Origin of the sequence: Streptomyces umbrinus, from assembly GCF_030817415.1 — a bacterium.
GTDB classification, from domain to species: domain Bacteria; phylum Actinomycetota; class Actinomycetes; order Streptomycetales; family Streptomycetaceae; genus Streptomyces; species Streptomyces umbrinus_A.
In genome coordinates this window covers 3,764,567-3,790,259 of record NZ_JAUSZI010000002.1, presented here as the reverse complement: position 1 = coordinate 3,790,259, position 25,693 = coordinate 3,764,567, and the positions used below count along the sequence as shown (strand labels likewise).

The 25,693-nt window shown below is 70.3% G+C and carries 21 protein-coding genes and 3 pseudogenes; 17 read left to right on the top strand and 7 right to left on the bottom strand.

The window, feature by feature from the left end:
* Nucleotides 1-100: 100 nt before the first annotated feature.
* Both QF035_RS16530 and QF035_RS16525 read left to right on the top strand, forming a co-directional pair.
* Complete coding sequence (locus QF035_RS16530; protein WP_307521107.1) at nt 101-949, top strand: hypothetical protein; 849 nt, start codon at nt 101-103, stop codon at nt 947-949.
* A 420-nt stretch (nt 950-1,369) separates the two neighbouring features.
* Nucleotides 1,370-1,573, top strand: coding sequence for a hypothetical protein (locus QF035_RS16525; RefSeq protein WP_307521106.1), 204 nt, complete (start codon nt 1,370-1,372; stop codon nt 1,571-1,573).
* Nucleotides 1,574-1,600: 27 nt separating this feature from the next.
* Here the strand turns inward: QF035_RS16525 and QF035_RS16520 are convergent, their stop codons facing one another.
* The gene (locus QF035_RS16520) at nt 1,601-2,773 is read right to left on the bottom strand and encodes a serine hydrolase domain-containing protein (RefSeq protein ID WP_307521104.1); all 1,173 of its coding nucleotides are present in this window, start codon (nt 2,771-2,773) and stop codon (nt 1,601-1,603) included.
* A gap of 284 nt (nt 2,774-3,057) precedes the next feature.
* Here QF035_RS16520 and QF035_RS16515 point away from each other — a divergent pair, with 284 nt between their 5' ends.
* Both QF035_RS16515 and QF035_RS16510 read left to right on the top strand, forming a co-directional pair.
* Nucleotides 3,058-4,332, top strand: a complete 1,275-nt coding sequence (locus QF035_RS16515; protein ID WP_307521103.1) for an alginate lyase family protein — start codon at nt 3,058-3,060, stop codon at nt 4,330-4,332.
* A 23-nt stretch (nt 4,333-4,355) separates the two neighbouring features.
* The gene (locus QF035_RS16510; protein WP_373466665.1) at nt 4,356-6,050 is read left to right on the top strand and encodes an RNA polymerase sigma factor; all 1,695 of its coding nucleotides are present in this window, start codon (nt 4,356-4,358) and stop codon (nt 6,048-6,050) included.
* Here QF035_RS16510 and QF035_RS16505 read toward each other — a convergent pair.
* A complete protein-coding gene (locus tag QF035_RS16505) occupies nt 5,989-6,396 on the bottom strand; it encodes a winged helix-turn-helix transcriptional regulator (RefSeq protein ID WP_307521102.1) in 408 nt (135 codons plus the stop codon). The two genes, QF035_RS16510 and QF035_RS16505, sit on opposite strands and share 62 nt — an antisense overlap.
* Nucleotides 6,397-6,466: 70 nt before the next feature.
* On the opposite strand from QF035_RS16505, the gene QF035_RS16500 reads away from it, so the two are divergent.
* Complete coding sequence (locus tag QF035_RS16500; protein WP_307521100.1) at nt 6,467-7,066, top strand: NADPH-dependent F420 reductase; 600 nt, start codon at nt 6,467-6,469, stop codon at nt 7,064-7,066.
* On the opposite strand, the gene QF035_RS16495 is transcribed toward QF035_RS16500, so the two are convergent.
* The gene (locus tag QF035_RS16495) at nt 7,063-7,755 is read right to left on the bottom strand and encodes a glycerophosphodiester phosphodiesterase (RefSeq protein WP_307521099.1); all 693 of its coding nucleotides are present in this window, start codon (nt 7,753-7,755) and stop codon (nt 7,063-7,065) included. The two genes, QF035_RS16500 and QF035_RS16495, sit on opposite strands and share 4 nt — an antisense overlap.
* 17 nt (nt 7,756-7,772) lie before the next feature.
* Nucleotides 7,773-8,866: pseudogene (locus QF035_RS16490) on the bottom strand (adenosine deaminase).
* A gap of 99 nt (nt 8,867-8,965) precedes the next feature.
* Here QF035_RS16490 and QF035_RS16485 point away from each other — a divergent pair.
* Nucleotides 8,966-9,820 (top strand): DUF4190 domain-containing protein, encoded by an 855-nt coding sequence (locus QF035_RS16485; protein ID WP_307521097.1) that lies wholly within the window; start codon nt 8,966-8,968, stop codon nt 9,818-9,820.
* Nucleotides 9,821-10,086: 266 nt separating this feature from the next.
* Here the strand turns inward: QF035_RS16485 and QF035_RS16480 are convergent, their stop codons facing one another.
* Entirely contained in the window at nt 10,087-10,644 is a 558-nt protein-coding gene (locus tag QF035_RS16480) for an NADAR family protein (protein ID WP_307521096.1), read from the bottom strand.
* Between the two features lie 207 nt (nt 10,645-10,851).
* Here QF035_RS16480 and QF035_RS16475 point away from each other — a divergent pair, with 207 nt between their 5' ends.
* The 10 genes and pseudogenes from QF035_RS16475 to QF035_RS16430 all read left to right on the top strand — a co-directional run.
* On the top strand, nt 10,852-12,372 hold the full coding sequence (locus QF035_RS16475) for a gamma-aminobutyraldehyde dehydrogenase (protein WP_307521094.1): 1,521 nt from the start codon (nt 10,852-10,854) through the stop codon (nt 12,370-12,372).
* Between the two features lie 50 nt (nt 12,373-12,422).
* Nucleotides 12,423-13,667 (top strand): polyamine ABC transporter substrate-binding protein, encoded by a 1,245-nt coding sequence (locus tag QF035_RS16470; RefSeq protein ID WP_307521093.1) that lies wholly within the window; start codon nt 12,423-12,425, stop codon nt 13,665-13,667.
* Nucleotides 13,668-13,827: 160 nt separating this feature from the next.
* Nucleotides 13,828-14,980: pseudogene (locus QF035_RS16465) on the top strand (ABC transporter ATP-binding protein).
* Complete coding sequence (locus QF035_RS16460) at nt 14,980-15,909, top strand: ABC transporter permease (RefSeq protein WP_189845645.1); 930 nt, start codon at nt 14,980-14,982, stop codon at nt 15,907-15,909. Before QF035_RS16465 ends, QF035_RS16460 begins: the two are co-directional and overlap by 1 nt.
* Nucleotides 15,910-16,710 carry an ABC transporter permease gene (locus QF035_RS16455; protein WP_055617187.1) on the top strand — a complete coding sequence of 267 codons (801 nt, stop codon included), beginning with the start codon at nt 15,910-15,912 and terminating at the stop codon, nt 16,708-16,710.
* A gap of 66 nt (nt 16,711-16,776) precedes the next feature.
* A complete protein-coding gene (locus tag QF035_RS16450) occupies nt 16,777-18,204 on the top strand; it encodes an NAD(P)/FAD-dependent oxidoreductase (RefSeq protein WP_307521091.1) in 1,428 nt (475 codons plus the stop codon).
* 118 nt (nt 18,205-18,322) lie between these two features.
* Nucleotides 18,323-18,781: a hypothetical protein gene (locus QF035_RS16445; protein WP_307521090.1), complete on the top strand. Its 459-nt coding sequence runs from the start codon at nt 18,323-18,325 to the stop codon at nt 18,779-18,781.
* Between the two features lie 258 nt (nt 18,782-19,039).
* Nucleotides 19,040-19,318 (top strand): helix-turn-helix domain-containing protein, encoded by a 279-nt coding sequence (locus QF035_RS16440; protein ID WP_307521089.1) that lies wholly within the window; start codon nt 19,040-19,042, stop codon nt 19,316-19,318.
* Entirely contained in the window at nt 19,233-20,207 is a 975-nt protein-coding gene (locus tag QF035_RS16435) for an RNA-guided endonuclease InsQ/TnpB family protein (protein WP_307521088.1), read from the top strand. The genes QF035_RS16440 and QF035_RS16435 overlap by 86 nt, the downstream gene beginning before the upstream one ends.
* A 169-nt stretch (nt 20,208-20,376) precedes the next feature.
* Nucleotides 20,377-20,696, top strand: a pseudogene (locus QF035_RS16430) (chitinase); the annotation flags it as partial.
* Here the strand turns inward: QF035_RS16430 and QF035_RS16425 are convergent.
* Both QF035_RS16425 and gabT read right to left on the bottom strand, forming a co-directional pair.
* Nucleotides 20,684-21,391, bottom strand: a complete 708-nt coding sequence (locus QF035_RS16425) for a phosphatase PAP2 family protein (protein WP_307521087.1) — start codon at nt 21,389-21,391, stop codon at nt 20,684-20,686. The pseudogene QF035_RS16430 and the gene QF035_RS16425 sit on opposite strands and share 13 nt — an antisense overlap.
* A gap of 504 nt (nt 21,392-21,895) precedes the next feature.
* Complete coding sequence (gene gabT, locus QF035_RS16415; protein ID WP_307521085.1) at nt 21,896-23,230, bottom strand: 4-aminobutyrate--2-oxoglutarate transaminase; 1,335 nt, start codon at nt 23,228-23,230, stop codon at nt 21,896-21,898.
* A 324-nt stretch (nt 23,231-23,554) separates the two neighbouring features.
* On the opposite strand from gabT, the gene QF035_RS16410 reads away from it, so the two are divergent.
* Nucleotides 23,555-25,669, top strand: coding sequence for an ATP-binding protein (locus tag QF035_RS16410; protein WP_307531169.1), 2,115 nt, complete (start codon nt 23,555-23,557; stop codon nt 25,667-25,669).
* Nucleotides 25,670-25,693 lie beyond the last annotated feature (24 nt).

The window sequence follows — 25,693 nt, the reverse complement described above, 5'->3', positions numbered from 1 at the left end:
ACAGCACGTGAAGCACAGCACGTGAAGACGGGCTCGACCCCATGGGCGGTACCGACAGACCACATCCCATGGGCAGTACAGACGGAACAGAGAGGACACGATGGGCAGCCGTCTCCTTCCCGCCGCCGCGGTCGCGCTGTTCGCCGTCGCGGGCAGCGTCACGGCTCTCCTCGCCGGTGCCCCGGCCGCCGCCGCCCTGCCGGTCGGTGCGGGCGTCGGCGGCCTCGTATGGGGGACGCACGCCCTCACCGGCCGTCTCACCCGCCCCGCGGCGTCGGTATCCGCGAGGCCCGCGACCGGCCGGGCGGACGCCCGGGGCGCGGATCGGCCGACGGGCACGCTGTCCGACCCGCTTTCCGAACCGTCGTCCGAACCGCCCGCAGACGCCGCCCGATGGCTGACCCGCGCGTCGGCGGCCGCCGACCGGCTGCAGCACCAGTGCAGGCAGAGCCCCAACGCCTCGCTCTGGCCGACGCTGGCGACGGCGGCGACCGCCGTGCGGGCCGCGGCCGACCGGCTGACGGCGGCGGCCGAGGCGGTCCGCGTCATCGACATCAGTGGTACCAGCGGCACACCCGCCGACCACGAGGTCCTGCGGCGTGACCAGGAGCGCCTGGAGGGAGAGGCCCGGGCCCTTCCCGACGGCCCGCTGCGGCGGGCCAAGGAGGACGCCGCGCGCGCCACGGGCGAACGCGCCGCCACCCTGAAGCGCCTGGCCGAACTGCGCCAGCTCCTGATCACCACCATGGAGGCCACCGCACTGCGCCTGGAAGCCGCGGCGGAGCGTGGGGCCATGCTGCTGTCCCTCCAGGCCGCGACGGACGCCTCGGCCGCCCCTCCGGACCTGACCGCCCTCGACCACGAGCTCGACGCCGTACAGACCGGACTCGACACGCTCGACGAGATCACCCGCTCCCTGCACGGCACGGTCGAGGACCGGCCGGAGTGAGGGGGTCGCGCCTGCGCGGACGAGGGCGCCTCACCTTCACGATGACGTGGTCCCTGGTCGTCGTACCGACCCTGGTCGTCCTGGCGTCCCGCAGCTACGGAACGTCATGGGTGGCGGTGTTCGTCCTCCTCGCCATCGTCTCGGGCGCCACGGGTCTGGCGATCGGCCATTCCTGGGTCCACGCGTACATGGCGGACGCCGCGCCGCGAGAGCTCCTGACCGCGGCGCCCGGGCTCACGGCAGCCGCTCTGATCTTCACCGCGCCGGGGCTGGCTTCCCTGGGCCTTCCACGAGCTGGCCGGGCAGTCGGCGCAGGTCCGCGTCATCGAGGCCGAGCCCGTCACCGACGACTACGGCGAGGACACCGGGCTCACCTACTACCGCATCGCGGACGCGGCGACCGAGCGTGACCTCGGCCGCATGCGGTTCGGCCCGCGGGCACGCGTACCCGCCGGCGCCGTCATCACCGCCTCCGTGATCCGGGACGGCTGGTCGCCGCCCATCGCCACCGAACGCCTGAAGGACGCCGACGCCCTCGCCACCACATTCACTGTCCTCGTCGCCGTTCATGTCCTTGCCTGCGCCGCCACAGCGGTGGCCTGGCCGCGCGAGACCCAGAGCTGAGGGCCCCGGGCCGCCCCGGCCGGATCCTCAGCTCCCCGTTCCGAACGCCGCCCCCACGATCCGCTCCGCCACCGGATTCATCTCCTCGCTCTTCGCGTCGGTCGCGTTCACCGAGTACACGAGGGTGCGGGACAGATTGCGTGTGGCGGCGATCGCGGTGCTGTAGCCGGGCCTGGCGCCGGATTTGGCCCAGATGACTGTGTCGTCGTCGAGCTTGAACTGCTGGAGACCGGCGCTCATCGTCGCGTTCGGCACGTCCGGGAGCGTGAACATCTCCTTGTCCAGGAGGGGTTGGGGGACCAGGCGGCCGCGGAACAGCGCGAAGAGCAGGCGCTCCAGGTCCTGAGTCGTGGAGATCATGTCGCCCGCGGCCCACCGGTCCGACATGTTCCACTCGGTGGCGTCCACCAGCCTGCCGTCCGCCAGGATCTGGTAGCCGCGGTTGTGCGGGCCGTGGATACGGGGGTCGTGCCCGCCGGGGAAGGACGTGTGACGCATCCCGGCCGGCCGCAGGACCCGTACGGCCGCCTGGTGCTCGTAGGTGTCGCGGGTGACCTTCTCGATGATCAGGCCGAGCACGGTGTAGTCGATGTTGGCGTACTTCTGCCGCTCGCCCGGGCAGAAGGCGGGGCCGGCGGCGACGGACGAGGCCACGACCGCCTCCGGGGTCAGCGTCTCGAACCGCCGCTCGTACCCCTCACCGTTCACGTCACCCAGCGTCGCTCCCGGCTTCAGCCCGCTGGTGAAGGTCAGCAACTGCCGTACGGTGATGGGCTTGAAGGCCTTCGAGAGGAGGCCGGGGAGGTAGGTCTGGACGTGTCCGTCCAGGTCGATCCTGCCTTCGGCGGCGAGCTGCAGCACGACGGCCGCGGTGACCACCTTGGTGGTCGAACCGGCCCTGAAACGCCCGTGTTCCAGAGCCTTGCGGCCACTCCCCAGGTCGTGCACCCCGGCGCTGCCCCGCCAGGTGCCGGCCTTGCCCCCGACGCGTACGAGCGCTGCCGTCGTGTCCTTGTCCGGAATTCCCTTCAGCGCCTCGCGTAAGGCCTTGTCGGTCTTCGGACTCACGGTCTTCGGACTCACGGTCTCCCGTACGACCGCCGTGGGCGAGGGGGCGGCGAGCGCGGTCCCGGCCAGGGGCCCCGCGGTGAGGCCCAGGAACACGACGGCGGCACAGGCGGTACGGATACGGAGATGCATCGGCTGACTCCAAGGGGTGGTCGGTGACCTTCATCCTCCGGTCGTACGCCGTTGCCGCGGATCCTCTCCGAGGAGGGCACCGACCCTGGCCGCGACCCTCATCAACTGCCGTGCGGGACAAGGGTGTTGTCAGGGGTTGCCCCTAGGGCGACGCATGCCTTCACGAGAAAAACTGTTATCCCGGAAGCCTCTCCTCCGTCTCCTGTGCACACGCACCACACGCACCACACACAGCGCGTGCAACACACAGCGCACACGCCCCTCCATCCGCACAGGAGTTATTCGTGGCAGAGCACAACAAGCACCGCATCAGCCGCCGCAGCGCCCTCCAGATCGCCGGTGGTGTCGCCGCCGCGGGAGCCGTCGGCGGTATCGCGGTCTCGTTGGGCGGTGGTGACTCGGCCGACGCGGCGCAGACCGGTGCCTCCCCGTCGCCCGGCGAGTCCGCCGGGAGGCCGGTCTTCGCGCACCCCGGAATGCTGCACAACGCGGGCGACCTCAACCGGGCCAAGGTGCGCGTCGCCGCCCGCCGGGAACCCTGGACGGCGGGCTGGCAGCGGCTGACCGCCAACCGGCACTCCGCGAGTACCTGGGCCCCCAGGCCGCAGGCCACGGTCGTCCGCGGCGGCACCGGCCAGAACTACGTGTCCCTCTACAACGACATCCACGCCGCCTACCAGAACGCCCTGCGCTGGAAGATCGCGGGCACGAAGGAGAACGCCGAGGCGGCCGTCGCGATCCTCAACGCCTGGTCGGCCACGCTCACCACGGTCACCGGCAACGCCGACCGGTTCCTGGCCGCCGGGCTCTACGGCTACCAGTTCGCCAACGCCGCCGAGCTGGTGCGCGACCACGACGGCTTCGACCTGGCCCGCTTCCAGAAGATGATGCTCAAGGTCTTCCACCCCATGAACGAGGACTTCCTCACCCACCACAACGGCGCCGTCATCACCAACTACTGGGCCAACTGGGACCTGTGCAACGTGGCTTCGGTCATGGCGATCGGTATCCTCTGCGACGACAGGGCCCTGTTCGACCGCGCGGTGGACTACTTCAAGAAGGGCGCGGGCAACGGCTCGATCGGGAACGCCATCCCCTTCGTCCACGAGTCCGACGACCTCGCCCAGTGGCAGGAGTCCGGCCGCGACCAGGGGCACACCGCGATGGGCGTGGGCCAGATGGGCGCGATCTGCGAGATGGCCTGGAACCAGGGCGTCGACCTCTACGGCTACGACGACAGCCGGTTCATGAAGGGCGCCGAGTACGTCGCCAGGTACAACCTCGGTGGCGACGTGCCCTTCACCAAGTACACCTGGCGCAGCGGCACCGGGAGGGGCAAGTACAACGAGCAGTCTGTGATCTCCGGCATAGCGCGTGGAGAGACTCGTCCCGTTTGGGAGATCCTGCACTACCACTACGCGCGCCGCCGTCGGCTCTCCGTTCCGAACATCACGGCCATGGCTGAGAAGGTGCGTGCGGAAGGCGGAGGCGGTGACTACGGCCCGAACAGCGGCGGCTTCGACCAGCTCGGCTTCGGGACGCTGCTCTACGCCAAGTGACACCTCTCCGGAAAGGGACGTACGTGAATAATGGGACGTACGTGGAAGGGACGTACGTGAACGGGCGGCAGTGGCGTACGACGATCGCGGCGGCGCAGGCCGGTGACCGGCGCGCGCTCGACGAACTCGTCGAGGGCTGGCTGCCGCTGGTCTACAACATCGTCGGCCGCGCGCTGAACGGTCACGCGGACGTCGACGACGTCGTGCAGGAGACCATGCTGCGGGCCGTCGACAACCTCGGCACCCTGCGTGACCCGGACAGCTTCCGCTCCTGGCTGGTCGCCATCGCCATGCGGCAGATACGCGACCGGGCCAGACGCCGGACCTCCGAGTCACTGGCCGACGACGCGGCCCAGGAAGCCACCGACTTCGCCGAACTCACCGTGCTGCGGCTCCAGTTGGAGGGCCAGCGGCGCGAGGTCGCGGAGGCGGTGCGCTGGCTCGACGACGAGGACCGGCAACTGCTGTCCCTGTGGTGGCTGGAGGTCGCGGGCGAACTCACCCGGCGCGAACTGGCGGCGGCCGTCGGCATCAGCCGCCAGCACACCGCCGTACGTGTCCAGCGGATGAAGGCCCGCCTGGAGGCCGCGCGCGGCATCGTGCGGGCCCTCGACTCGTCCTGCCCCGAACTGCGTGAGCTGACCGCCCGCTGGGACGGCCGCCCCGACTCGGTGTGGCGCAAACGGCTGGCCCGGCACATCCGCGGCTGCCGCCACTGCGCCGCGCCCGGCGAGGCGGTCGTACCGGCCGAACGGCTGCTCGTCGGGCTCGCGCTCGTCCCGATCCCGGTCGGCTTCACGCTCTCGCTCGCCCTCGGCGGCAAGACGGCGGTCGCCGCGACGACCGCCGCCACGGGGGTCGGCTGGTCCGCCAAGGTCGTCGCCGCGCTCACCAAGCCCGCCGTCGCCATGACGGCCGGGGCGACCATCGTCGCGGGCGGCGCGTACGTCGTCACCCAGCCGGACTCGGCCCCGCCCAAGGCCGCCGCCCCGCCCACGGCGGCGAGCACTTCGCGCCCGAAGGCACCGAGCCCCACCGCGACGCCCAGCCCGTCACCGTCCCCCAGCAGAACCCGTAAGGACCTGTACGGCACGGTCGTCGACGCCCTCGACAGGGCCCCGGACCCGAACGCGCGGCCCGCGGACCTGCCGCGCCGCCCCGAGTCCGGGCTCACCAGCACCGGCGGACCCAAGGCCGTGATGCAGCACCGCGGGGACAGCGTGACGCTCACCGGCCAGGGCTATGTGCTGGTGCGCTGGCAGATCTCCCCCAAGTCGCGGCCCGGCGCCCTGGTCATGCCGGCCTGGACCGGCCTCAAGGGGAAGCTGTTCCACGTGGCCTCGGGCGGCGGCCGCCGGATGGACGACACCTTCGCGGAGAACGCCGACGGCTACACCTCCGGCATGGGCGGACCACGTGTCGGATACACCGTCCTGCCGACCGGCACCCAGCAGATGTGGCAGAACGAGTACTTCTACGTCGACGGCACCGTCACCCTCACCCAGAACGAGCGGGGCGCCGACTACGGGCTGATCGTCTTCCCGTCGAACCGGGACGCCGTGACCAAGGACGTCATGACCGGCCCCGCCCAGGGCGCCATCCGCTACGGCCTGGTCCGCGACACCGGAAAGGACACGGCACCGATTCCCCAGTACGTCACGCGCTCGACCCCGGCCGATGCGGCGACGGTCCGTCAGAAGTCGCGGGTGACGGGCTAGTTGCCCGGTCCTGGGCCGCCATCACCTCGTCGCCGTGGTCGAAGGCCCACGCCCCGAACGCCTCGATGGGGTCGAGCAACGTCCGCCCCAGTGCGGTGAGTTCGTACTCCACCCGGGGCGGCGACCCGGCGTACGCGCGCCGCACGACCAGACCGTTGAACTCCAGCCGCCGAAGGGTCTCCGTCAGGACCTTCTGGCTGATCCCGCCGATGTGTTCACGCAGTTCGCCCGGCCGCCGGGGCCCGTGCCGCAGCGCCCAGAGGACCACGGCGTTCCAGGTGTTGGAGAGCAGGTCGAAGGCGAGCCTGGCGCGGCAGTCTGCGAGGAAGAACGGTTCGGTGCTCACATACCGAATGGTGCCCGAACGGCTTCCTACTGTCGTGGGAGATCGACCCACGGACCGGAGGCAGGGGCGTATGCGGATAGGGATTCTCGGCACGGGCGGTATGGCGGACGCGCTCGGCACGCAGTGGCGGCGGGCCGGACACGAGGTGCTCGCGGGAAGCCGGTCGGGCGGGTTGAGGGAGGCGGCGGAGTTCGGCACGGACGCGGTGCTGCTGGCGCTGCCGTACACGGCGGTGGTCGATGTGGTCGCCGGTCTTGAGGACGTCCTCCGCGGGCGCGTGCTGATCGACTGCACCAACCCGGTGGGCCCGGGCTTCGCCCTGCTCACCGCGGGCGGGCCCGCGGCGGCCGAACGGATCGCCTCCGTCGCCCCGGCCGCGCCCGTGGTCAAGGCCTTCAACCTCTGCCACGTGGACGTCTGGCGGCTGACCCCGCCGGTCTTCGACGGCCGCCCGCTGGCGGTCCCGTTGTGCGGCGACGACGAGGCCGCGCTGACCGTCGTACGCCGGCTCGTACGCGACCTGGGCTGCGAGCCGTTGAACGCGGGCGGCCTGGACCGGACCGGGCTGCTGGAGGCGACGGCGGCGCTGCTGATCGGGCTGTGGGTGGGCGAGGGGGCGGACGCCCAGGCGATCGCCCCGCCACTGGAGTTCGCGCGGCCCGCGCTCTAGCCCTTTGGGCCCTTGCGCAGGGAGCACAGTGTGTCGATGCGGTTCGTGGTGATCGAGTCGACACCCGCGTCGAGGAGGCGCCGCATGGAGCGGCGGGTGTCGGGCGTCCACACCGACACCAGATACCCGTCGCGGTGCGTACGGGCGATCACGTCGCGATTGGCAAGCCCGAAGCGGTAGTTGAGCCACCGGGGCCGCACCGCGTCGAGCAGCGCGGGCCGCGGGGGCGCGAGGGTCGTCCAGGTGAGGGCGATCTCCGCCGCGGGATCGGCGGCGCGGACGGCGAGCATGACGTCGGCGCCCGCGCAGTAGTACACGCGCTCCTCGGCCCCGAGGTCATGGATGACGCCGACGATCCGGCGGACGGCACGCGCGTCCGCCGGACCCGGCAGATCGACCATGAACCGGCCGTCGTCCGTCGACTTGAGGGCCTCCTCCAGCGTGGGAACACCGCCGAAGGTCAGGCCCCTCACCTCGTCCGAGGAGAGCGACACCAACGGCCGGTCCTGCTCCCACAACCGCTTCAGCGTGCTGTCGTGCAGCAGCACGGGCACGCCGTCGCGGGTGAGCCGGACGTCGATCTCCACCGCGTCCGCGCCCCGTTGGAGCGCGGAACGCAGGGAGCCGATCGTGTTCTCGCGGACGCGGTAGGGGTCGCCGCGATGGGCCACGGCAGTCACGGTACGCATGGGCCCATTGTGCTGGCTCAGGGAGCCAGCCAGGCAGAGGTGTACGTGTCGATCTCCTCGGTGAGCTTCGCCTTGCCGGCGTCCTCGAGGAAGGAGACCTCGACGGCGTTCTTGGCGAGCGCGGCGAGACCCCGCTCATCCAGGTCGAGGAGGCGGGCGGCCACCGCGTACTCGTTGTTGAGGTCGGTGCCGAACATCGGCGGGTCGTCGGAGTTGATCGTGACGACGACTCCGGCCCGGACGAACTCCTTTATGGGGTGCTCGTCGAGGGTGCGGACCGCGCGGGTGGCGATGTTGGAGGTGGGGCAGACCTCCAGCGGGATCCTGTGCTCGGCGAGGTGCGCGAGGAGCTTCGGGTCCCGGGCGGAGCTGGTGCCGTGCCCGATGCGCTCGGCGCGCAGATCGGTCAGCGCGTCCCAGATAGTCTCCGGTCCCGTCGTCTCACCCGCGTGCGGTACGGAGTGCAGGCCGGCCGCGATCGCACGGTCGAAGTACGGCTTGAACTGCGGCCGGGGCACGCCGATCTCGGGCCCGCCGAGCCCGAAGGAGACGAGGCCCTCCGGGCGGAGCTTGTCGGTGGTGGCGAGCCGGACCGTCTCCTCGGCGGATTCGAGTCCCGCCTCGCCCGGAATGTCGAAGCACCACCGCAGTACGGTCCCGAAGTCGGCCTCGGCGGCCGTGCGCGCGTCCTCGATCGCCTCCATGAAGGCGCGCTCGTCGATACCGCGACGGGTCGACGAGAACGGCGTGATCGTCAGCTCGGCGTAGCGGATCTGCTGGCGGGCCATGTCACGCGCCACCTCGTACGTCAGCAGGCGTACGTCCTCGGGGGTGCGGATCAGGTCGACGACGGACAGGTACACGTCGATGAAGTGGGCGAAGTCCGTGAAGGTGAAGAAGTCGGCCAGGGCCTCGGGGTCCGACGGCACCTTGGAGTCGGGGTGGCGGGCTGCCAGTTCGGAGACGATACGGGGGGAGGCTGAGCCGACGTGGTGGACGTGGAGTTCGGCCTTGGGCAGTCCGGCGATGAAGGCGTGCAGGTCGTGGTGGTCGGTCAAGGGTTCCTCCCCGGGAACGGCGCCCGGCCGTGTGTCCGGCGGACGCGGGTGATCGGCTGATCGATGGTTCAGGGATCATCGTAGGACGCGGTCCGTGCGGGGGAGGCCCGGGCCGTAGCATGACGCTACGTACGACAGAGGGGACTCCGCGCATGTCCGACGACGCGCAGACGCCGGGTGCGGCGGCCGGCGACGAATCGGGGGCCCGCCCCGAGGACGCGGCTCCCGCGGCGAAGGTCCCGCTGAGCAAGCCGTCCGCCGAGCCGAACCCCTGGGCTCCACCGGTGGACGCGGCCCCTGGAGACGGGTCCGGCCCGACGCCGCCTTCGGTGCACGACCAGCAGACGGTGACGTCGCTGCCGGGCGGGACGCCGCAGGTTCCGGGTGCGGGTGCGGGTGCGGGTGCGGCTCCCGGCCCGGGTGCGGGTCCGGCCACTCCGGTGCCGCCCGGCTCGACCCCCTCAGGCCCTCCGCCCTGGGCCAACCCGTTCGCGCCTCCGGCCGGGGCGCCCCACCCGTACGCGCCTCCGGCCGGACCCCACCTCCACCCCACTCCCGGCTCCTCCGTCCCCCCGCCTCCCATCGCGCCCGAGGGCCCCGGGCAGATGCCGTACGGGTACGGCGGCTACCCGGGCTATCCCGCCTACGGTGGCCCCGGTGGGGGGCCCGGCTACGGCTGGCCGGGGATGCCCATGGCGCCCAGCAACGGGCTGGGCACGGCCGGGCTCGTGCTCGGCATCATCGCTGCGGTCGGCTTCTGCCTGTGGCCGGTCGCACTCGCCTGCGGGATCCTCGCGGTGATCTTCGGTGCGATCGGGCGCGGGAAGGCTCGCCGGGGCGAGGCCACGAATCCCGGCCAGGCCCTGGCCGGGATCATCTGCGGTGCCGTCGGAATAGCCCTGGCCATCGCCTTCGTGGTGGTGTTCCTGATCGTCCCCGACGACTCCGACAGCGACTCGGGAACCGTGGACGACGGCTTCAACACGTCGCTGACTGTCTCTGGCTGACCTGAGGGCCCGGTGGGGGCTGGTCGCGCAGTTCCCCGCGCCCCTAAAAGCCTAGGGCGCCCCATGCTTTTAGGGGGCGGGGAACTGCGCGAGCAACCCACGACAACCCGCACCCGGCAAACGAACCCGACGCCCCCTGGGGCCAAGGGGCGCGGGGAACTGCGCGCTCAGCCCAAGATCACCCGCACTCAGCAGGCGGACCTGACGCCCCCTGGGGCCAAGGGGCGCGGGGAACTGCGCGACCAGCCCCCGCCGGCCCGCAGCCCTCAAACTGACCGCAACCGAACCCTCGCCTCCATCAACGCGAACCCCAGCAGGTTCGGCCCCCTCCACCGTTCGGGGTCGAACGCGCGGTCGTCGTCCGCCGCCAACCCGATCCCCCACACCCGATCAAGGGGGCTGGCCTCAACGAGGACCCGCTCCCCCGTGCCCAGCAGAAACGACCGAAGCTCGCCGTCCGAGGCGAACTTCCGAACGCTCCCCTCCACGATGATCCCGAACCGCTCCCGCTCCCAGGCGGCCTCGTCGAACCCCCGCACCAACCGCCCGGCCTTCTTCGCGAGCGCGGGATTCGGCGCGTCGAGAGCGAGCCGCTCGGCCCGCTCGTCACCGAAGAGCCGCGCTTTCCGCGCCATCATCCAGTGCTCGGCCGTCCGGTACTCCACTCCGTCCACCGTGAACGGCGACGGCCACCACTGACTCAGACAGCTCGCCCCCACCTGCCCGTCGGCCCGCGCCCGGTGCCCCCAGAAGTGGAGGTACTTGACCTTTGCCCCCGACCGGACCGCGCTGACCAGCGCGTCCCGCGAATCGATCTTCCCCATGCACGCGAGTCTGGCAGGAACCACTGACACTCCGTCCCTCCTTTTCCAAGCGAACTCGACACCTGGTCGACAGATTCCGTCGCGTAACCAAAAGGCAACAACGGAATCACTTGTTGGAGGGCTGTTGCTCTGTCAGGATCGGCACTCAAATCGAGCTGGAGCTACGCCGACCCCCGGTACAAGGGGAGGACGGCGGAGGAGAGCGACATGCACAATCCGGGCCATCGCTTCCAGGCACAGGACCGCTTCGAGGGAGGCGCGCAGTACATCGCGGGCCGGCTGACGAAGGGCACGTCCGGCCGCACCCACGCGGTCGTCGACCCGGCCACCGGCGACGACGTATACACGTACGAGCTGGCGAGCACCGTGGACGTGGACGCGGCCGTCGCCGCCGCCCACGAGGCGTTCCCGGGCTGGGCCACCACCACCCCGGGCGAGCGCTCGGACGCCATGCACCGCTTCGCCGCCGTGCTGGCCGACCGCGCGGCGGAGTTCGCGCAGGCGGAGTCACTGCAGTGCGGCAAGCCGATCAAGCTGACCCGGGAGTTCGACGTCCCGGGCACGATCGACAACACCGCCTTCTTCGCGGGTGCCGCCCGGCATCTGCAGGGCCAGTCCGCCGGTGAGTACTCCGGCGACCACACCTCGTACGTACGCCGTGAACCCATCGGCGTCGTCGGCTCCATCGCGCCCTGGAACTACCCCCTCCAGATGGCCGCCTGGAAGGTCCTCCCGGCGATCGCCGCGGGCAACACCATCGTCCTGAAGCCCGCCGAGCTCACCCCGCTCACCTCGCTGCTGTTCGCCGAGGCGGCTACCCAGGCGGGCATTCCCGACGGGGTCGTCAACATCATCACCGGGGCCGGCAAGGACGCCGGCGAGCATCTCGTCGGACACCCCGACGTCGCGATGACTTCGTTCACCGGATCGACCGCTGTCGGCAAGCGTGTCGCCGAGATCGCCACCGCCACCGTCACGCGGCTTCACCTGGAGCTCGGCGGCAAGGCACCCTTCGTGGTCTTCGACGACGCGGACCTGGAGGCCGCCGTGCACGGCGCGGTGGCGGGCTCCCTCATCAACACGGGCCAGGACTGCACGGCCGCCACGCGCGCGTACGTGCAAAGGCCCCTCTACGAAGAGTTCGTCTCCAGGACCGCGGACCTGATGGCGACCGTCCGGCTCGGCGACCCGTTCGCGCCGGACACCGACCTCGGGCCGCTCATCTCGTTCGCCCAGCGTGACCGCGTCGCCGGATTCGTCGACCGGGCGCGCTCCTACGCGCGCGTGGTCACCGGCGGCGAGATCCCGCAGGACCTCAAGCACGGCGCGTACTACCGGCCCACCCTGGTCGCGGAGGCCGCGCAGGACAGCGAGATCGTGCAGTCCGAGCTCTTCGGTCCCGTTCTCGTGGTCCTGCCCTTCGACAGCGACGACGAAGGCATCCGGCTCGCCAACGACACCCCGTACGGCCTGGCCGCCTCCGCGTGGACCCGTGACGTGTACCGCGCGAACCGGGCCACGCGCGAGATCAAGGCGGGCTGTGTGTGGGTCAACGACCACATCCCGATCATCAGCGAGATGCCGCACGGCGGCTACAAGGCGTCCGGTTTCGGCAAGGACATGTCCTCGTACTCGTTCGATGAGTACACCCAGATCAAGCACGTCATGTTCGACAACACCGCGGTGGCCAGGAAGGACTGGCACCGCACGATCTTCGGGGACCGCTAGTCGTCACCGGCCAAGACCAGGCCGCACCCTCCCGAAAGGGCACCACGAGCATGGAGCAGTACGAGCCCGACAGCCTGTCCTCGGCCCAACTGGCCGCCATGCGGCGCAGCCTCAGGAACGGCAGGGCCTCCCTCAGCCGCCGTTCGCTGATGCGTGCGTCCGCCGGCGGCGCGCTCGCCCTTGGCGGGCTCGGGACGCTGAGCGCCTGCGGGATCCCCGCGGCGAAGAACACCGCGGGCGTCTCGTCCGAGGACCACTCGGCCAAGGAGAAGCAGATCAACTTCTCCAACTGGACCGAGTACATGGACGTGGACGACAGCGAGAAGCACCACCCCACGCTCGACGAGTTCACCAGACGCACCGGCATCAAGGTCAAGTACACCGAGGACATCAACGACAACGTCGAGTTCTTCGGGAAGCTCAAGCCGCAGCTCGCGGCGGGCCAGGACACCGGACGCGATCTGATCTGCGTCACCGACTGGCTGGCCGCCCGGCTCATCCGCTTCGGCTGGGTGCAGAAGCTCAACGCCTCCAACCTGCCGCACGCGTACGCCAACCTCTCCCAGCAGTTCCGTACGCCGGACTGGGACCCGGGAAGGGCGTACTCGTACCCCTGGACCGGTATCTCCACGGTCATCGCCTACAACAAGAAGGCGCTGGACGGCGTGGAGGTGAAGTCCCTCTCGGACATGCTCGACAACCCCAAGCTCAAGGGGCGCATAGGCCTGCTGTCGGAGATGCGGGACAGCATGGGCATGACGCTGCTCGACATGGGCAAGGACCCGGCGAAGTTCACCGACGACGACTTCGACGCGGCGATCGCCCGCCTTCAGAAGGCCGTCGACAAGGGCCAGATCCGCCGCTTCACCGGCAACGACTACACCTCCGACCTCACCAAGGGCGACCTCGCGGCCTGTGTCGCCTGGGCCGGTGACGTCGTCCAGCTCAAGGCGGACAGCCCGGACGTCGACTTCGTCATCCCGGAGAGCGGCTATCTGACGTCCACGGACAATCTGCTGGTCCCCAACAAGGCGCGGCACAAGACCAACGCCGAGCGGCTCATCGACTACTACTACGAGCCCGGTCCGGCCGCGCAGCTCGCCGCGTACATCAACTACGTCTGTCCCGTCGACGGCGTGAAGGCCGAGCTGGCGAAGATCGACGAGTCGGCGGCCGACAACCCGCTGATCATTCCCGACGCCGCCATGGCGGCCAAGTCCCACTCCTTCCGCTCGCTGAGCACGAAGGAAGAGACGGCCTACGAAGAGAAGTTCGCGAAGCTGACAGGGGCGTAACGCCTCCGGCGGGTGCGGATCCGGTGGTCCAGGCAAGCCCGGGCGGGTGCCCGGCGCCCTGGGCGGCAGACACCGGTTCCACCGCGGACCTGCCCGTGCGGCACGGCTTCCGTGTCCCGCCCCCGGACCACAGACGACCCCGACACCCAGGGACCACACCATGACGAACGACACCGGCGGCGACGTCCGCCTCTCCGGAATCAGCAAGACCTACGGCTCCTTCACCGCCGTCCACCCGCTCGACCTGACCGTGCCCCAGGGCTCGTTCTTCGCGCTCCTGGGCGCCTCGGGCTGCGGCAAGACCACCACGCTGCGCATGATCGCCGGTCTGGAGGAACCTTCCTCCGGCTCGGTCCGGCTCGGCGACCAGGACGTGACGAACCTGCCGCCGTACAAGCGGCCGGTGAACACCGTCTTCCAGTCGTACGCGCTCTTCCCGCACCTCGACATCTTCGAGAACGTCGCCTTCGGTCTGCGCAGACGCGGCATCAAGTCGGTGAAGAAGCAGGTCGAGGACATGCTGGAGCTGGTCCAGCTCGGCGAGCAGGCCCGTAAGAAGCCGCACCAGCTCTCCGGCGGCCAGCAGCAGCGCGTCGCCGTGGCCCCGCGCGCTGATCAACACCCCCAAGGTGCTCCTCCTCGACGAGCCCCTCGGCGCCCTCGACCTCAAGCTGCGCCGGCAGATGCAGCTGGAGCTCAAGCGCATCCAGACCGAGGTCGGCATCACCTTCGTGCACGTCACGCACGACCAGGAGGAGGCCATGACCATGGCCGACACGGTCGCCGTGATGAACGCGGGCCGCGTCGAACAGCTCGGCTCGCCCGCCGACCTCTACGAGAACCCGAACACCACGTTCGTCGCCAACTTCCTCGGCACCTCGAACCTCATCGAGGCCGAGGTCGACTCCAAGAGCGGCGACGAGATCGTTCTCAAGGCGGGTGGCGGCAAGCTCCTGCTGCCCGCTGCGCGATGTTCCGCGCCCACGACGACCGGTGGCAAGGTCCTCGTCGGTGTACGCCCCGAGAAGATCTCGCTCACGCACGCCGACGACGCGGGCGAGATCCCGGCGGGCCGCAACCGCATCACCGGCACGATCGCCGACTCCAGCTTCATCGGCGTCTCCACGCAGTACGTCATCGACAGCCCGGTCTGCCCGGAGTTCGAGGTCTACGCCCAGAACATAGACCGCGACTCCCGGCTGGTGCCGGGCACCGAGGTCGTCCTGCACTGGAACCCGGCCCACACTTTCGGCCTGGACGCCGCTCAGGACATCGACGCCGGCATCGAAACGGTCGAGGAAGAGGCGGCCTGATGACGACCGTCACCGACGCGCCACCCCTGGCGCCCACGCCCGCGCCCGAGGAGCGCCCGCCTCGGAAGAGAGGGCGCCTCACCCCGTACTGGCTGCTGCTCCCCGGCATCCTCTGGCTGCTCGTCTTCTTCGCGCTGCCGATGGTCTACCAGGCCTCCACGTCCGTGCAGACGGGCTCCCTGGAGGAGGGCTACAAGGTCACCTGGCACTTCGCGACGTACTGGGACGCAGTGGCCGACTACTGGCCGCAGTTCCTGCGCTCCATCGCGTACGCCGGCACCGCCACGATCCTGTGTCTGCTGCTCGGCTATCCGCTCGCGTATCTGATCGCGTTCCGCGCGGGCCGCTGGCGCAACCTGATCCTGATCCTGGTGATCGCGCCGTTCTTCACCAGCTTCCTGATCCGTACGCTCGCCTGGAAGACGATCCTCGCGGACGGCGGCCCGGTCGTCGGCGCCCTCAACACGCTGCACGTCCTGGACGTCACCAGCTGGCTCGGGATCACGGCCGGGGACCGCGTACTGGCCACACCGCTCGCGGTGGTCTGCGGTCTCACGTACAACTTCCTGCCGTTCATGATCCTGCCGCTCTACACCTCGCTCGAGCGGATCGACGGGCGGCTGCACGAGGCGGCGGGCGACCTGTACGCGAAGCCCTTCACCACCTTCCGCAAGGTGACCTTCCCGCTGTCGATGCCCGGTGTCGTCTCCGGGACGCTGCTCACGTTCATTCCGGCGAGCGGCGACTACGTGAACGCCGATCTGCTCGGCTCCACCGACACCCGCATGGTCGGAAACGTCATCCAGACCCAATTCCTGCGGATTCTCGACTATCCGACGGCCGCGGCGCTCTCGTTCATTCTCATGGCCGGGATCCTCGCCATCGTCACGCTCTACATTCGCAAGTCCGGGACGGAGGATCTGGTTTAAATGGCCCTCGTACGCTGGCTGAAGCGCCGTCTCGTTGTCATCGCGGGTCTGCTGACCCTCGGCTATCTGCTGCTGCCGAACATCGTCGTCACGGTGTTCTCCTTCAACAATCCGAAGGGGCGCTTCAACTACGAATGGCAGCAGTTCTCCACGGACGCCTGGACCGATCCCTGCGGGGTGGCGGACCTGTGCGGCTCGCTCTCGCTGAGCCTGCAGATCGCGGCCTGGGCGACCCTCGGCGCGACCGTCCTCGGCACGATGATCGCCTTCGCGCTCGTCCGCTACCGCTTCCGGGCGCGCGGCGCCGTGAACTCGCTGATCTTCCTGCCGATGGCGATGCCCGAGGTCGTGATGGCCGCCTCGCTGCTCACGCTCTTCCTCAACCTGGGCGCGCAGCTCGGCTTCTGGACGATCCTGATCGCCCACATCATGTTCTGTCTGAGCTTCGTGGTCACCGCCGTCAAGGCTCGTGTCATGTCGATGGACCCGCGGCTGGAGCAGGCCGCCCAGGACCTGTACGCGGGTCCCGTGCAGACCTTCGTCCGCGTCACCCTGCCCATCGCCGCCCCCGGAATCGCCGCCGGGGCGCTGCTCGCCTTCGCGCTCTCCTTCGACGACTTCATCATCACCAATTTCAACGCGGGTTCGACCGTCACCTTCCCCATGTTCGTCTGGGGCTCGGCCCAGCGCGGAACACCCGTTCAGATCAATGTCATCGGTACGGCCATGTTCATCGTCGCCGTACTGTTCGTGCTGGCCGGAATGGTCATCGGCAACCGCCGAAACCGCCAGAAGGCATAGCGCTTCGAGAAACATCGAGAAACATCAAGAACTTCAAGAAAGCAGCAGTCGTAGGGAGTTGAAATCATGGCCCCAAGCGCCATGAGCCGTGACAAGAACTGGGCGAAGTCGCTTTCGGACGCCCAGCCGGTCCCGTACTGGCTGGACGACCCCGGCAGGCCCCGCCCCGAGCCCGCCCTCACCACCGCCGAGACCTGCGACCTGCTCGTCGTCGGCGGCGGCTACAGCGGGCTGTGGACCGCGCTCCTCGCCAAGGAGCGCGACCCCGGGCGCGAGGTCGTCCTGGTCGAGGGCCGCGAGGCGGGCTGGGCCGCCTCGGGCCGCAACGGCGGATTCTGCGCCGCCTCCCTCACCCACGGCCTGTCCAACGGCCTGACCCGCTGGCCCGACGAGATCCACAAGCTCCAGGAGCTGGGCGCCCGCAACCTCGACGGCATCGAGGCGACCGTCGCCCGCTACTCCCTCGACTGCGACTTCGAGCGCACCGGCGAGATCGACGTCGCCACCGAGCCGTATCAGGCGTCCGAACTCCGCGACTGGTACGAGGAGTTGGAGCGCCGCGGCCTGGCGAACGGCGTCGAGTACCTGGACGCCGAGGCCGTACGGGAACAAGTCGACTCACCGACTTTCCTCGCGGGTCTGCACGACCGCCGCGGCGTCGCCATGCTGCACCCCGCCAAGCTCGCCTGGGGCCTCAGGCGCGCCTGCGTCGAACTGGGTGTCCGGGTGTACGAGAACACGCCCGCGCTCACTCTCAAGCCGTACGGCGCCGGGATGGCCGTACGCACTCCGTACGGCAGTGTCCGTGCCCGCCGGGTCGCGCTCGGCACGAACATCTTCCCGAACCTGGTCAGGCGCGTGCGCTCGTACACCGTCCCGGTCTACGACTACGCGCTGATGACCGAGCCGCTCACCGCCGAACAGCTCGCCTCCATCGGCTGGAAGAACCGGCAGGGCCTCGGGGACTCGGCGAACCAGTTCCACTACTTCCGGTTGTCCGCCGACAACCGGATCCTGTGGGGCGGCTACGACGCGGTCTATCCGTACGGCGGCCGGGTGCGCGCCGAGTACGACGACCGGCCTCAGACGTACGCGAAGCTCGCCGGGCACTTCTTCACCTGCTTCCCGCAGTTGGAGGGCGTCCGCTTCAGCCACGCGTGGGGCGGTGCGATCGACACCTGCTCCCGCTTCTCGGCCTTCTTCGGCACGGCGCACCAGGGCCGCGTGGCCTACGCGGCGGGATATACGGGCCTCGGCGTCGGCGCCACCCGCTTCGGCGCGGACGTGATGCTCGACCTGCTGTCGGGGGAGCGCACGGAACGCACGTCGCTGGAGATGGTCCGCAAGAAGCCGCTGCCCTTCCCGCCGGAACCGTTCGCGTGGACGGGGATCGCGCTCACCAAGTGGTCCCTGGCACGGGCGGACGCGCACGGCGGCCGCCGCAATCTCTGGCTGAAGACGATGGACCGGCTGGGGCTCGGCTTCGACAGCTGAGACCGTGTGACCCGCTTCACTCTCAACAAGTCGTCAGAACCCGCGTAATGCCAGGCCCGAACCTCCCTCTCTCCTGTGACGCGACCAGCGTCGACACGAGAAAAAGGGAGGTTCCGCCATGACAGGGGCCAAGACGGCGGTCGAGTGGCTGGCATCCGTCGCTCCGGATCCAGAGGCCTGCCGCTGGGAGTGGGAGCGCAACCCGCTGGGGGTCGCGCTGCTGCAGGCGGGCAGGGTCTGGGACGTACTCATCCTGCCGGGCGAACTCGGCTATCCGACGCTCGACGTGCTGACCCGGGTGCTCGATCAACCGGGCCCGGTGCTCGTCGACTTCGGTGACGCCCGGATGGGGTTCTTCGTACCCCCGGGCACGGCGGCCCGGTGGCTCGGCACGGGGGTGCGCACGGCGGGGCACGGTACGTGGATCGTGGTGCCGTATCCGGGGAGGTCGACCGGCGGGGTCCGCTGGCTCGTCCCGCCGGACGGCTCCGGCACGCTCACCGATCCGACGCTGCTGGAACTGGCGATGCACGAGGCGGCGGCGGGTCTGGCGACCGATGACCGCGACAACCGATGACTGCGATAGCCGTTGACCGATGACCGCGGCAGCCGATGACCGCGGATAGCTGTCGGAGGCCTTGACGACAGGATTGGTCTGGACCAAATTGAGCACGCTCCACGTCCATGGTGCTGGGGGGCACGAACGGATGGTGGCGGGGAGTTGAGGGTTCTGGGGCCGGTGGTCGTGGCCGGTGGTCGGCTGGGCGTGGTCACTCGCACGGGTGAGTGATCGATGGTGTGCGCGGTCGGGGAAGGTGTGATCCAGGTTCTCGGCATGGCACGGTTTCGGATGTACCCGACGAGCGAACAGGCACAGCAGATGCTGCTGCACTGCGCGCACGCCCGGTATGTGTGGAACCTCGCCGTCGAGCAGCACGCGTGCTGGATGCCGGGCCGCAGGTCCGCGCCCGGGTTCGCCGAGCAGTGCCATCAGCTCACCGAGGCCCGGCGTGACAACGCATGGCTGCGTGACGGGAACGCCGACGTGCAAGCAGCAGGCACTCAAGGACTTCGCGCAGGCCAGGAACGCCCGCTTCGCCTCCGGGTTCGGTGAGCCGACCTGGCGCAGAAAGTACCGGCACGAGGGCTTCCGCGTCATCGGCACCGACCGTGTGCCCGAGTACGAGGCGGACGGCAGCCCGAAGCTGAACGCGAGGACCGGCAAGCAGATCATGGGCCGCTCGGTGGTGGTGCGGAAGCTGAACCGGCGGTGGGCTCAGGTGAAGGTGCCCGGCTGCGGCTGGGTACGGTTCCGTCTCAGCGCACGGGGCAAGGGCGCGAAGCTGCCCGACGCGAAGACGTTCCGGGTGACCTTCCGCAATAGGCAGTGGCATGTGGCGTTCGCCGTCATCCCCGAGCCGGTGGCCGGGCCCGGCACAGGCGAAGTCGTCGGCGTCGACCGGGGGGTGACCATCACCGCCGCTCTGTCGGACGGGCGGAAACTGAACTGCCCGCAGCTCACCGTCAAGGAACGCGCCCGGATCCGCAAGCACGAGCGGCGGGCTGCCCGCGCCCCGAAGGGCAGCGAGCAGAAGACGGCCGAGTACGCGAAGGTCGCCAGGCTCAAGGCCCGCGAGGTGAACCGGCGTAAGGACTGGTGCGAGAAGACCAGCACCATGCTCGCCCGCTCGTACGGCCTGGTGCGGTTCGAGAAGCTGCACATCACGAACATGACCCGTTCCGCGAAGGGCACCATGGAGCGGCCCGGCAAGAACGTGGCGCAGAAGGCGGGGCTGAACCGGGGCATCCTCGCCCAGGGCTGGGGCCTGCTCAGGCGGCGCACCGAGCACAAGGGCCCCCGGCCGGGTCGAAGATGTACCCGCCCCCTACACGAGTCTGCGGTGCAGCGCCTGCTGGGGGCACCTCCCACGCCCTTAAGGCAGTGGGGGAGGATCGACAAGAACTCGCGCAAGAGCCAAGCCGAGTTCGAGTGCGAATCCTGAGGCTTCACCTGCAACGCGGACACCAACGCCAGCATCAACGTCGCGGCAGGACAGGGCGGGATCCCCGCCCCCGGCGCTCAGCCGGTGCCGGAGGGGTGACAACGGCCACCAGCCGTGCGAGCACCCGTGAACCTCAGCCCGTATGGGTTGGAATCCCCCTCTTTTAAGAGGGAGAGGATGTCAAATCGCCATGACCGACATGCTCCTGACCGACTTCCCGGTCGCGGGCGACGCCAACAACGTCTTCCCGCCCCTGCGCCCCGACCAGATCGCCATCGGCATGCCGGCAACGCCGAACGCGGGCAACGGCCACGTCCCGTCGTCCGAGACCAACAAGGCCCTCGACTGCCTCACCAGGAAGACGAACTGCGGCTCCTGCACGACCCACGGCACCTGGCCCGCCCTCCGCGGCCTGATGACGTGGTCGATCAACTGGGACCGGTTCGGGGGTGGGAGTTCTCGAAGAACTTCGACGGCTACTTCGGCTGACGAGCCGTGTCGCTACTGCTGCTGGGGCTCGTGACCATCGCGAGCCCCAGCAGCAGCATGGCGCTCAGACACCAGCTCCCCGCCACATCCAGTGGCCAGTGGTAGCCGCGGCGGACCAGGCCGAAGCCGACCGCCGCCACCAGGACCAGGTAGCCGATGACCAGTTCGCGGCGGCGGTAGCGGCTGTTGAGCCAGGGGAGCAGGAGGAGGACGGCCGCTCCGTACGCGACGGCGGCCGTGGCCGTGTGGCCCGAGGGGTAGTAGCCGTCCCCGGCCATACCGGGTGGGCCGGTCCGGCCGACCGCTTCCTTCAGAGGCACGACCAATGCCGGTACGGCGGCCATGGCGACCAGTGCCGCGAGCGACGGAACCCACCAGCGGGGCGGGCCCTCGCGCCGGGCCCGCCAGGACACGTACACGATGACGGCGAGCAGCACCGGAACGGCCACCACGAGATTGCCGAGATCCGCGAGGAACTCCGCGGCACCGCTCGGCAGCCGACTTCCCCTGACCTCCCCGGCCAGCCGCTCGTCCGCCCGACGGACCGGGCCGTCGACGGCGGCCTGCCAGGTGAGAAGGCCGAAGAGGAGAAGGAGCGGCACGAGGACCCAGACAGGCCGCACCACGGCACGCCGCTCACCGTCTACATGGGCAGGCGCATGCTGCGACTGGTGCGGATCCGGAACGCTGGTCATGCCACACACCCTGCCAGGCATGATCGCCCGGGGTGACGGAGGCGCCCCTACAAGGGGCGCGGGGCTGTGACATTTGCGGCTCCGCCGCGGGGCGCGACAAGCCCCCACCATCCCGCAGCCACACCACAACACAAGCCGCGCAAACGCGCCGAAAGGCTTGCACCAGGGGGGGTAGGTGCAAGCCCTTCGGTGGAACCGATCAGATCGGGTTGTCGCACGCCCCGGGGGGTTTGGGGCGGGCGACTGTCCGATCGGTGAGGAGACCCGAAGCCGGAAGCTCCGGTTGTGTGCGCGAGGCACGCCCAGGGCGAAGCTGGGGAGGCCCCGTCCCGGTACCGTCCACAGTCCCCTGTGGCCGGGGTGTATCTCTCATCTGGGTAGAACCTACGTCAGGGCCGAGGCCTCCGACAGGTGGATTCGCGTCCCGCCATGCACCTCGCACACGTTCTTCACACGCCCCGCTCCTCACCGCCGCGACACCGGAACCGATGAGACAGACTCCGCTCAGATGCGGGCAAAAGCCTGCTCGATGATGTCGAGGCCCTCGTTCAGCAGGTCCTCGCCGATGACCAGCGGCGGCAGGAAGCGCAGCACGTTTCCGTAGGTGCCACAGGTCAGGACCAGCAGGCCCTCCTGGTGGCACGCCTTGGCGAGCGCGGCGGTCGCCTCCGCGTTCGGCTCCTTCGTCGTACGGTCCTTGACCAGCTCGATGGCGATCATCGCGCCGCGGCCCCGGACGTCGCCGATGATGTCGAACTTCTCGGCCATGGCGCCCAGCCGGGCCTTCATGAGGGCCTCGATGTTCTTCGCCTTCGCGTTGAGGTCGAGCTCCTTCATCGTCTCGATCGAGCCGAGCGCGCCCGCGCAGGCCACCGGGTTGCCGCCGTAGGTGCCGCCCAGTCCGCCCGCGTGCGCGGCGTCCATGATCTCGGCGCGGCCCGTGACGGCGGCGAGCGGCAGACCGCCCGCGATGCCCTTGGCGGTGGTGATCAGGTCCGGGACGACACCCTCGTCCTCGCACGCGAACCACTGGCCCGTACGGCAGAAGCCTGACTGGATCTCGTCCGCGACGAACACGATCCCGTTGTCGGTGGCGAACTTGCTGAGGGCCGGCAGGAAGCCCTTGGCGGGCTCGATGAATCCGCCCTCGCCGAGCAGCGGCTCGATGATGATCGCGGCCACGTTCTCCGCGCCGACCTGCTTGCTGATCTGGTCGATGGCCTGCGCGGCGGCCTCGGGGCCCGCGTTCTCCGCACCGGTCGGCCAGCGGTATCCGTACGCCACCGGCACGCGGTAGACCTCGGGGGCGAACGGGCCGAAGCCGTGCTTGTACGGCATGTTCTTCGAGGTCAGCGCCATCGTGAGGTTGGTGCGCCCGTGGTAGCCGTGGTCGAAGACGACGACGGCCTGCCGCTTGGTGTACGCCCGCGCGATCTTGACGGCGTTCTCGACGGCCTCGGCGCCGGAGTTGAAGAGGGCGCTCTTCTTGGCGTGGTCACCCGGGGTCAGCTCGGCCAGCGCCTCGGCGACGGCCACGTAACCCTCGTACGGCGTGACCATGAAACAGGTGTGGGTGAAGTCCTGGAGCTGGGCGGAGGCCCGGCGTACGACGGCCTCGGCGGACGCGCCGACGGACGTCACGGCGATGCCGGAGCCGAAGTCGATCAGCCGGTTCCCGTCGACGTCCTCGATGATCCCGCCGCTCGCGCGTGCGGTGAAGACGGGCAGCACGGACCCCACTCCGGCCGCGACCGCGGCGAGACGGCGGGCCTGCAGTTCCTGCGACTTCGGACCGGGAATGGCGGTGACGACGCGGCGCTCCTGCGGAAGTGTGCTCATGAGGGGCTCCCTGAGGGGTCTTGCGAACGGCTTGGGGAAGGTCTTCGGGAAGGGCGTGCGGACGGCCTGCGAACAGGTTCTTCGGACGCCCGGCTTCCTTCTTCGCAGGCTAGAGCCGGGAACGGGGGGTGGGCATGCTCCATCTGGGCGGTGTCGGGAGATTCGGTTGTCCGCCATGGACATAGCGTGGGCGGGGAGCGACGAGGGTCCGGGGTGTCCGTATCGCCGCGTACCCGGCCCGGTAAGCGGTGAACTCCCCTTGTGAGGGCGTTAGATTGACACGCAAACCACGTACGGAGCGGCTGGTCAGGGGTGGCAGAGGCGATGGACAGCGACGGCACGCAGGACGCACGGGGCACGCACGCCGATCGTGTGCCGCGGCCGGCGGGACCGCCCCAGGTGCCGCCACGGCCCGCGCAGGCGCCCGGGACGCCGCCGGCGCCTGACGGGTCCACCTTTCTCACCTGGCTGCGGACCCCCCGGCCCGAGGCCGCGCCGGGCGTGTGGCGCTTCGGGCACCTGCCGCGGCCGGAGGAGGAGCCCGAGCAGATCCCGGCCCGGCAGCTGATCGGCGGGGCGCTCATCGCGTTCCTCGTGGGATGGCTGATCTGGTCGCTGCTGTGGAACGGCTACCTCGGCGGATGGTGGCTGCTGCCGCTCTACGCGATGATCCCCGACTCCTGGGCCGAGCCCCACAGCTTCGGTTCCGTCGTGGTCGTCTACGCCTACTACGTGGCGATCGCCATGGGGATCATGATCGGAGTCGGGCGCCTCGGCCGCTGGAGCGAGGTGTGGCGACGCTACGGGCTGCCCGCCTGGCGCCGGGCCGCGCCCGTCAGCGAGCGGCCGCCCGCGCCCGAGGAGGACCCCGCCCAGTGGAACCAGCTCCGCGCCGCCGGAGCCGCCGACGCCGCCGAACGGCTCGGTGCCGAGGCCCGGGCCGGACGGATGCGCGATGTCGACCAGGCCAGGATCGCCCGGGCCTGGCAGGGCGTGCGGAGCGGACGGCACAGTCTCGCCACCTTCAGCGGGGCCGTTCTGCAGGACGGAGCCGCCGCCTGTCTGCACCCTTCCGGGGAGCGGGATCTGCCGGGTCGGCTCGCCAAGCACGATCTCGTCACCGGGCAGGTCCGCCTCGGCACGACCGCCGACGACCCGCGGAACCCGTACTCCTACCGAGGGACCGGTCTCGCGCTCGGACCGGACCTGCTGGGCACCTCGCTGCTCGCCGTCGGGCCGGCCGGGTCCGGCAAGACCGGCGGGGTCGTCTGGCCGCTCGCCGAGTCGCTGTGCCTGCACGCGCTCGCGGGGCGGGCCGCCGTGGTCGTCGTCGGGGCCGCGGGGGCGGGGCTCGGGCCGGTGGACGCGTACGACGTCGTGGTGCGGGTGGGCAATCCCGAGTCCGTGTACGACCTCGATCTGTACGGCGGGACCACCGACCCCGACGAGGCGGCGGCCGTGCTCGCCGAGGCGCTCGTCGGGGACCTCGCCGATCCGCATCCCGGGGCCGACAGCAGGCGGTCCACCACCGTGCTGGCCCAACTGCTCGGGCCGTTCCGGGGGGTGCATGGGCGTTTCCCGTCCGTGCCCGAGCTGAGGCAACTGCTCGACGGCTCGCCCGGACCGCTCGGCGCGCTGCGCAAGGCGCTCACGGAGGGCGGCCAGGAGTCGCTGCTGCGCGAACTCGACGCGCGCGAGCGGCAGTTGGGGAATCCGGGAGATCTGGGGAGTGTGCTCGCCGATCGGGTGGCGTTGCTCGACCGCCCCGCGTTCGCCGGGTTCTTCGACACGTCCGGGCAGTCCCGCCCCTTCTCCCTGCGCGCCCTCGACCATCCCGTGCGGGTGCGGATCGACCTGCCCGAGCGCGGGCACGCCGACGCCTCCCGGATGCTCGCGCGGCTCGTGCTCGCCCAGTTCGCCGCGAGCGTCGCCGTACGGGAGGACCGGTCGCTGTTCGCCTGTCTTGTGCTCGACGACGCCACGGGGGTCATCACGCCCGAGGCGGTACGGGGCGTTCAGCGGCTGCGGTCCGCCAACGCCGGGGTCGTGATGACGCTGCGCACGCTCGACGACGTACCCCGGCCGCTGCGGTCGCCGCTGCTCGGTGCGATCGGGTGCCGGATGGCGCTGTCCGGGCTCACGCCGTGGGACGGGCAGGACTTCGCCGAGGTGTGGGGCAAGGAGTGGACCGAGGCGCGGGACGTCACCGACCGGCAGATCATCGCCGAGACGCCCGCCGGCAAGGCCGTACACATGCTGCGGCGGGTGATCACCGGCAACGCGCCCACCGCCCGGGCCGTGACCGTGCGGCAGGTCGAGCGTGAGCGGTGGTCCGCGTCCGAGCTGGCGCACGGGGTGCCGCCGGGGCACGCGGTGCTCTCGCTCACCAGCGTGCGCGGGGAGCACGCGCCTCCTCTGCTGGTGGATCTGCGGAGCTGAGGCGGGTGCGGGAAGCCGAGGGCT

Coding starts and splice junctions, on each gene's coding strand:
- QF035_RS16530 (WP_307521107.1), top strand. CDS start 101: ATGGGCAGCCGTCTCCTTCCCGCCGCCGCGGTCGCGCTGTTCGCCGTC.
- QF035_RS16525 (WP_307521106.1), top strand. CDS start 1,370: ATGCGGTTCGGCCCGCGGGCACGCGTACCCGCCGGCGCCGTCATCACC.
- QF035_RS16520 (WP_307521104.1), bottom strand. CDS start 2,773: ATGCATCTCCGTATCCGTACCGCCTGTGCCGCCGTCGTGTTCCTGGGC.
- QF035_RS16500 (WP_307521100.1), top strand. CDS start 6,467: ATGCGGATAGGGATTCTCGGCACGGGCGGTATGGCGGACGCGCTCGGC.
- QF035_RS16495 (WP_307521099.1), bottom strand. CDS start 7,755: ATGCGTACCGTGACTGCCGTGGCCCATCGCGGCGACCCCTACCGCGTC.
- QF035_RS16485 (WP_307521097.1), top strand. CDS start 8,966: ATGTCCGACGACGCGCAGACGCCGGGTGCGGCGGCCGGCGACGAATCG.
- QF035_RS16480 (WP_307521096.1), bottom strand. CDS start 10,644: ATGGGGAAGATCGATTCGCGGGACGCGCTGGTCAGCGCGGTCCGGTCG.
- QF035_RS16475 (WP_307521094.1), top strand. CDS start 10,852: ATGCACAATCCGGGCCATCGCTTCCAGGCACAGGACCGCTTCGAGGGA.
- QF035_RS16470 (WP_307521093.1), top strand. CDS start 12,423: ATGGAGCAGTACGAGCCCGACAGCCTGTCCTCGGCCCAACTGGCCGCC.
- QF035_RS16460 (WP_189845645.1), top strand. CDS start 14,980: ATGACGACCGTCACCGACGCGCCACCCCTGGCGCCCACGCCCGCGCCC.
- QF035_RS16455 (WP_055617187.1), top strand. CDS start 15,910: ATGGCCCTCGTACGCTGGCTGAAGCGCCGTCTCGTTGTCATCGCGGGT.
- QF035_RS16450 (WP_307521091.1), top strand. CDS start 16,777: ATGGCCCCAAGCGCCATGAGCCGTGACAAGAACTGGGCGAAGTCGCTT.
- QF035_RS16445 (WP_307521090.1), top strand. CDS start 18,323: ATGACAGGGGCCAAGACGGCGGTCGAGTGGCTGGCATCCGTCGCTCCG.
- QF035_RS16440 (WP_307521089.1), top strand. CDS start 19,040: ATGGCACGGTTTCGGATGTACCCGACGAGCGAACAGGCACAGCAGATG.
- QF035_RS16425 (WP_307521087.1), bottom strand. CDS start 21,391: ATGACCAGCGTTCCGGATCCGCACCAGTCGCAGCATGCGCCTGCCCAT.
- gabT (WP_307521085.1), bottom strand. CDS start 23,230: ATGAGCACACTTCCGCAGGAGCGCCGCGTCGTCACCGCCATTCCCGGT.
- QF035_RS16410 (WP_307531169.1), top strand. CDS start 23,555: ATGGACAGCGACGGCACGCAGGACGCACGGGGCACGCACGCCGATCGT.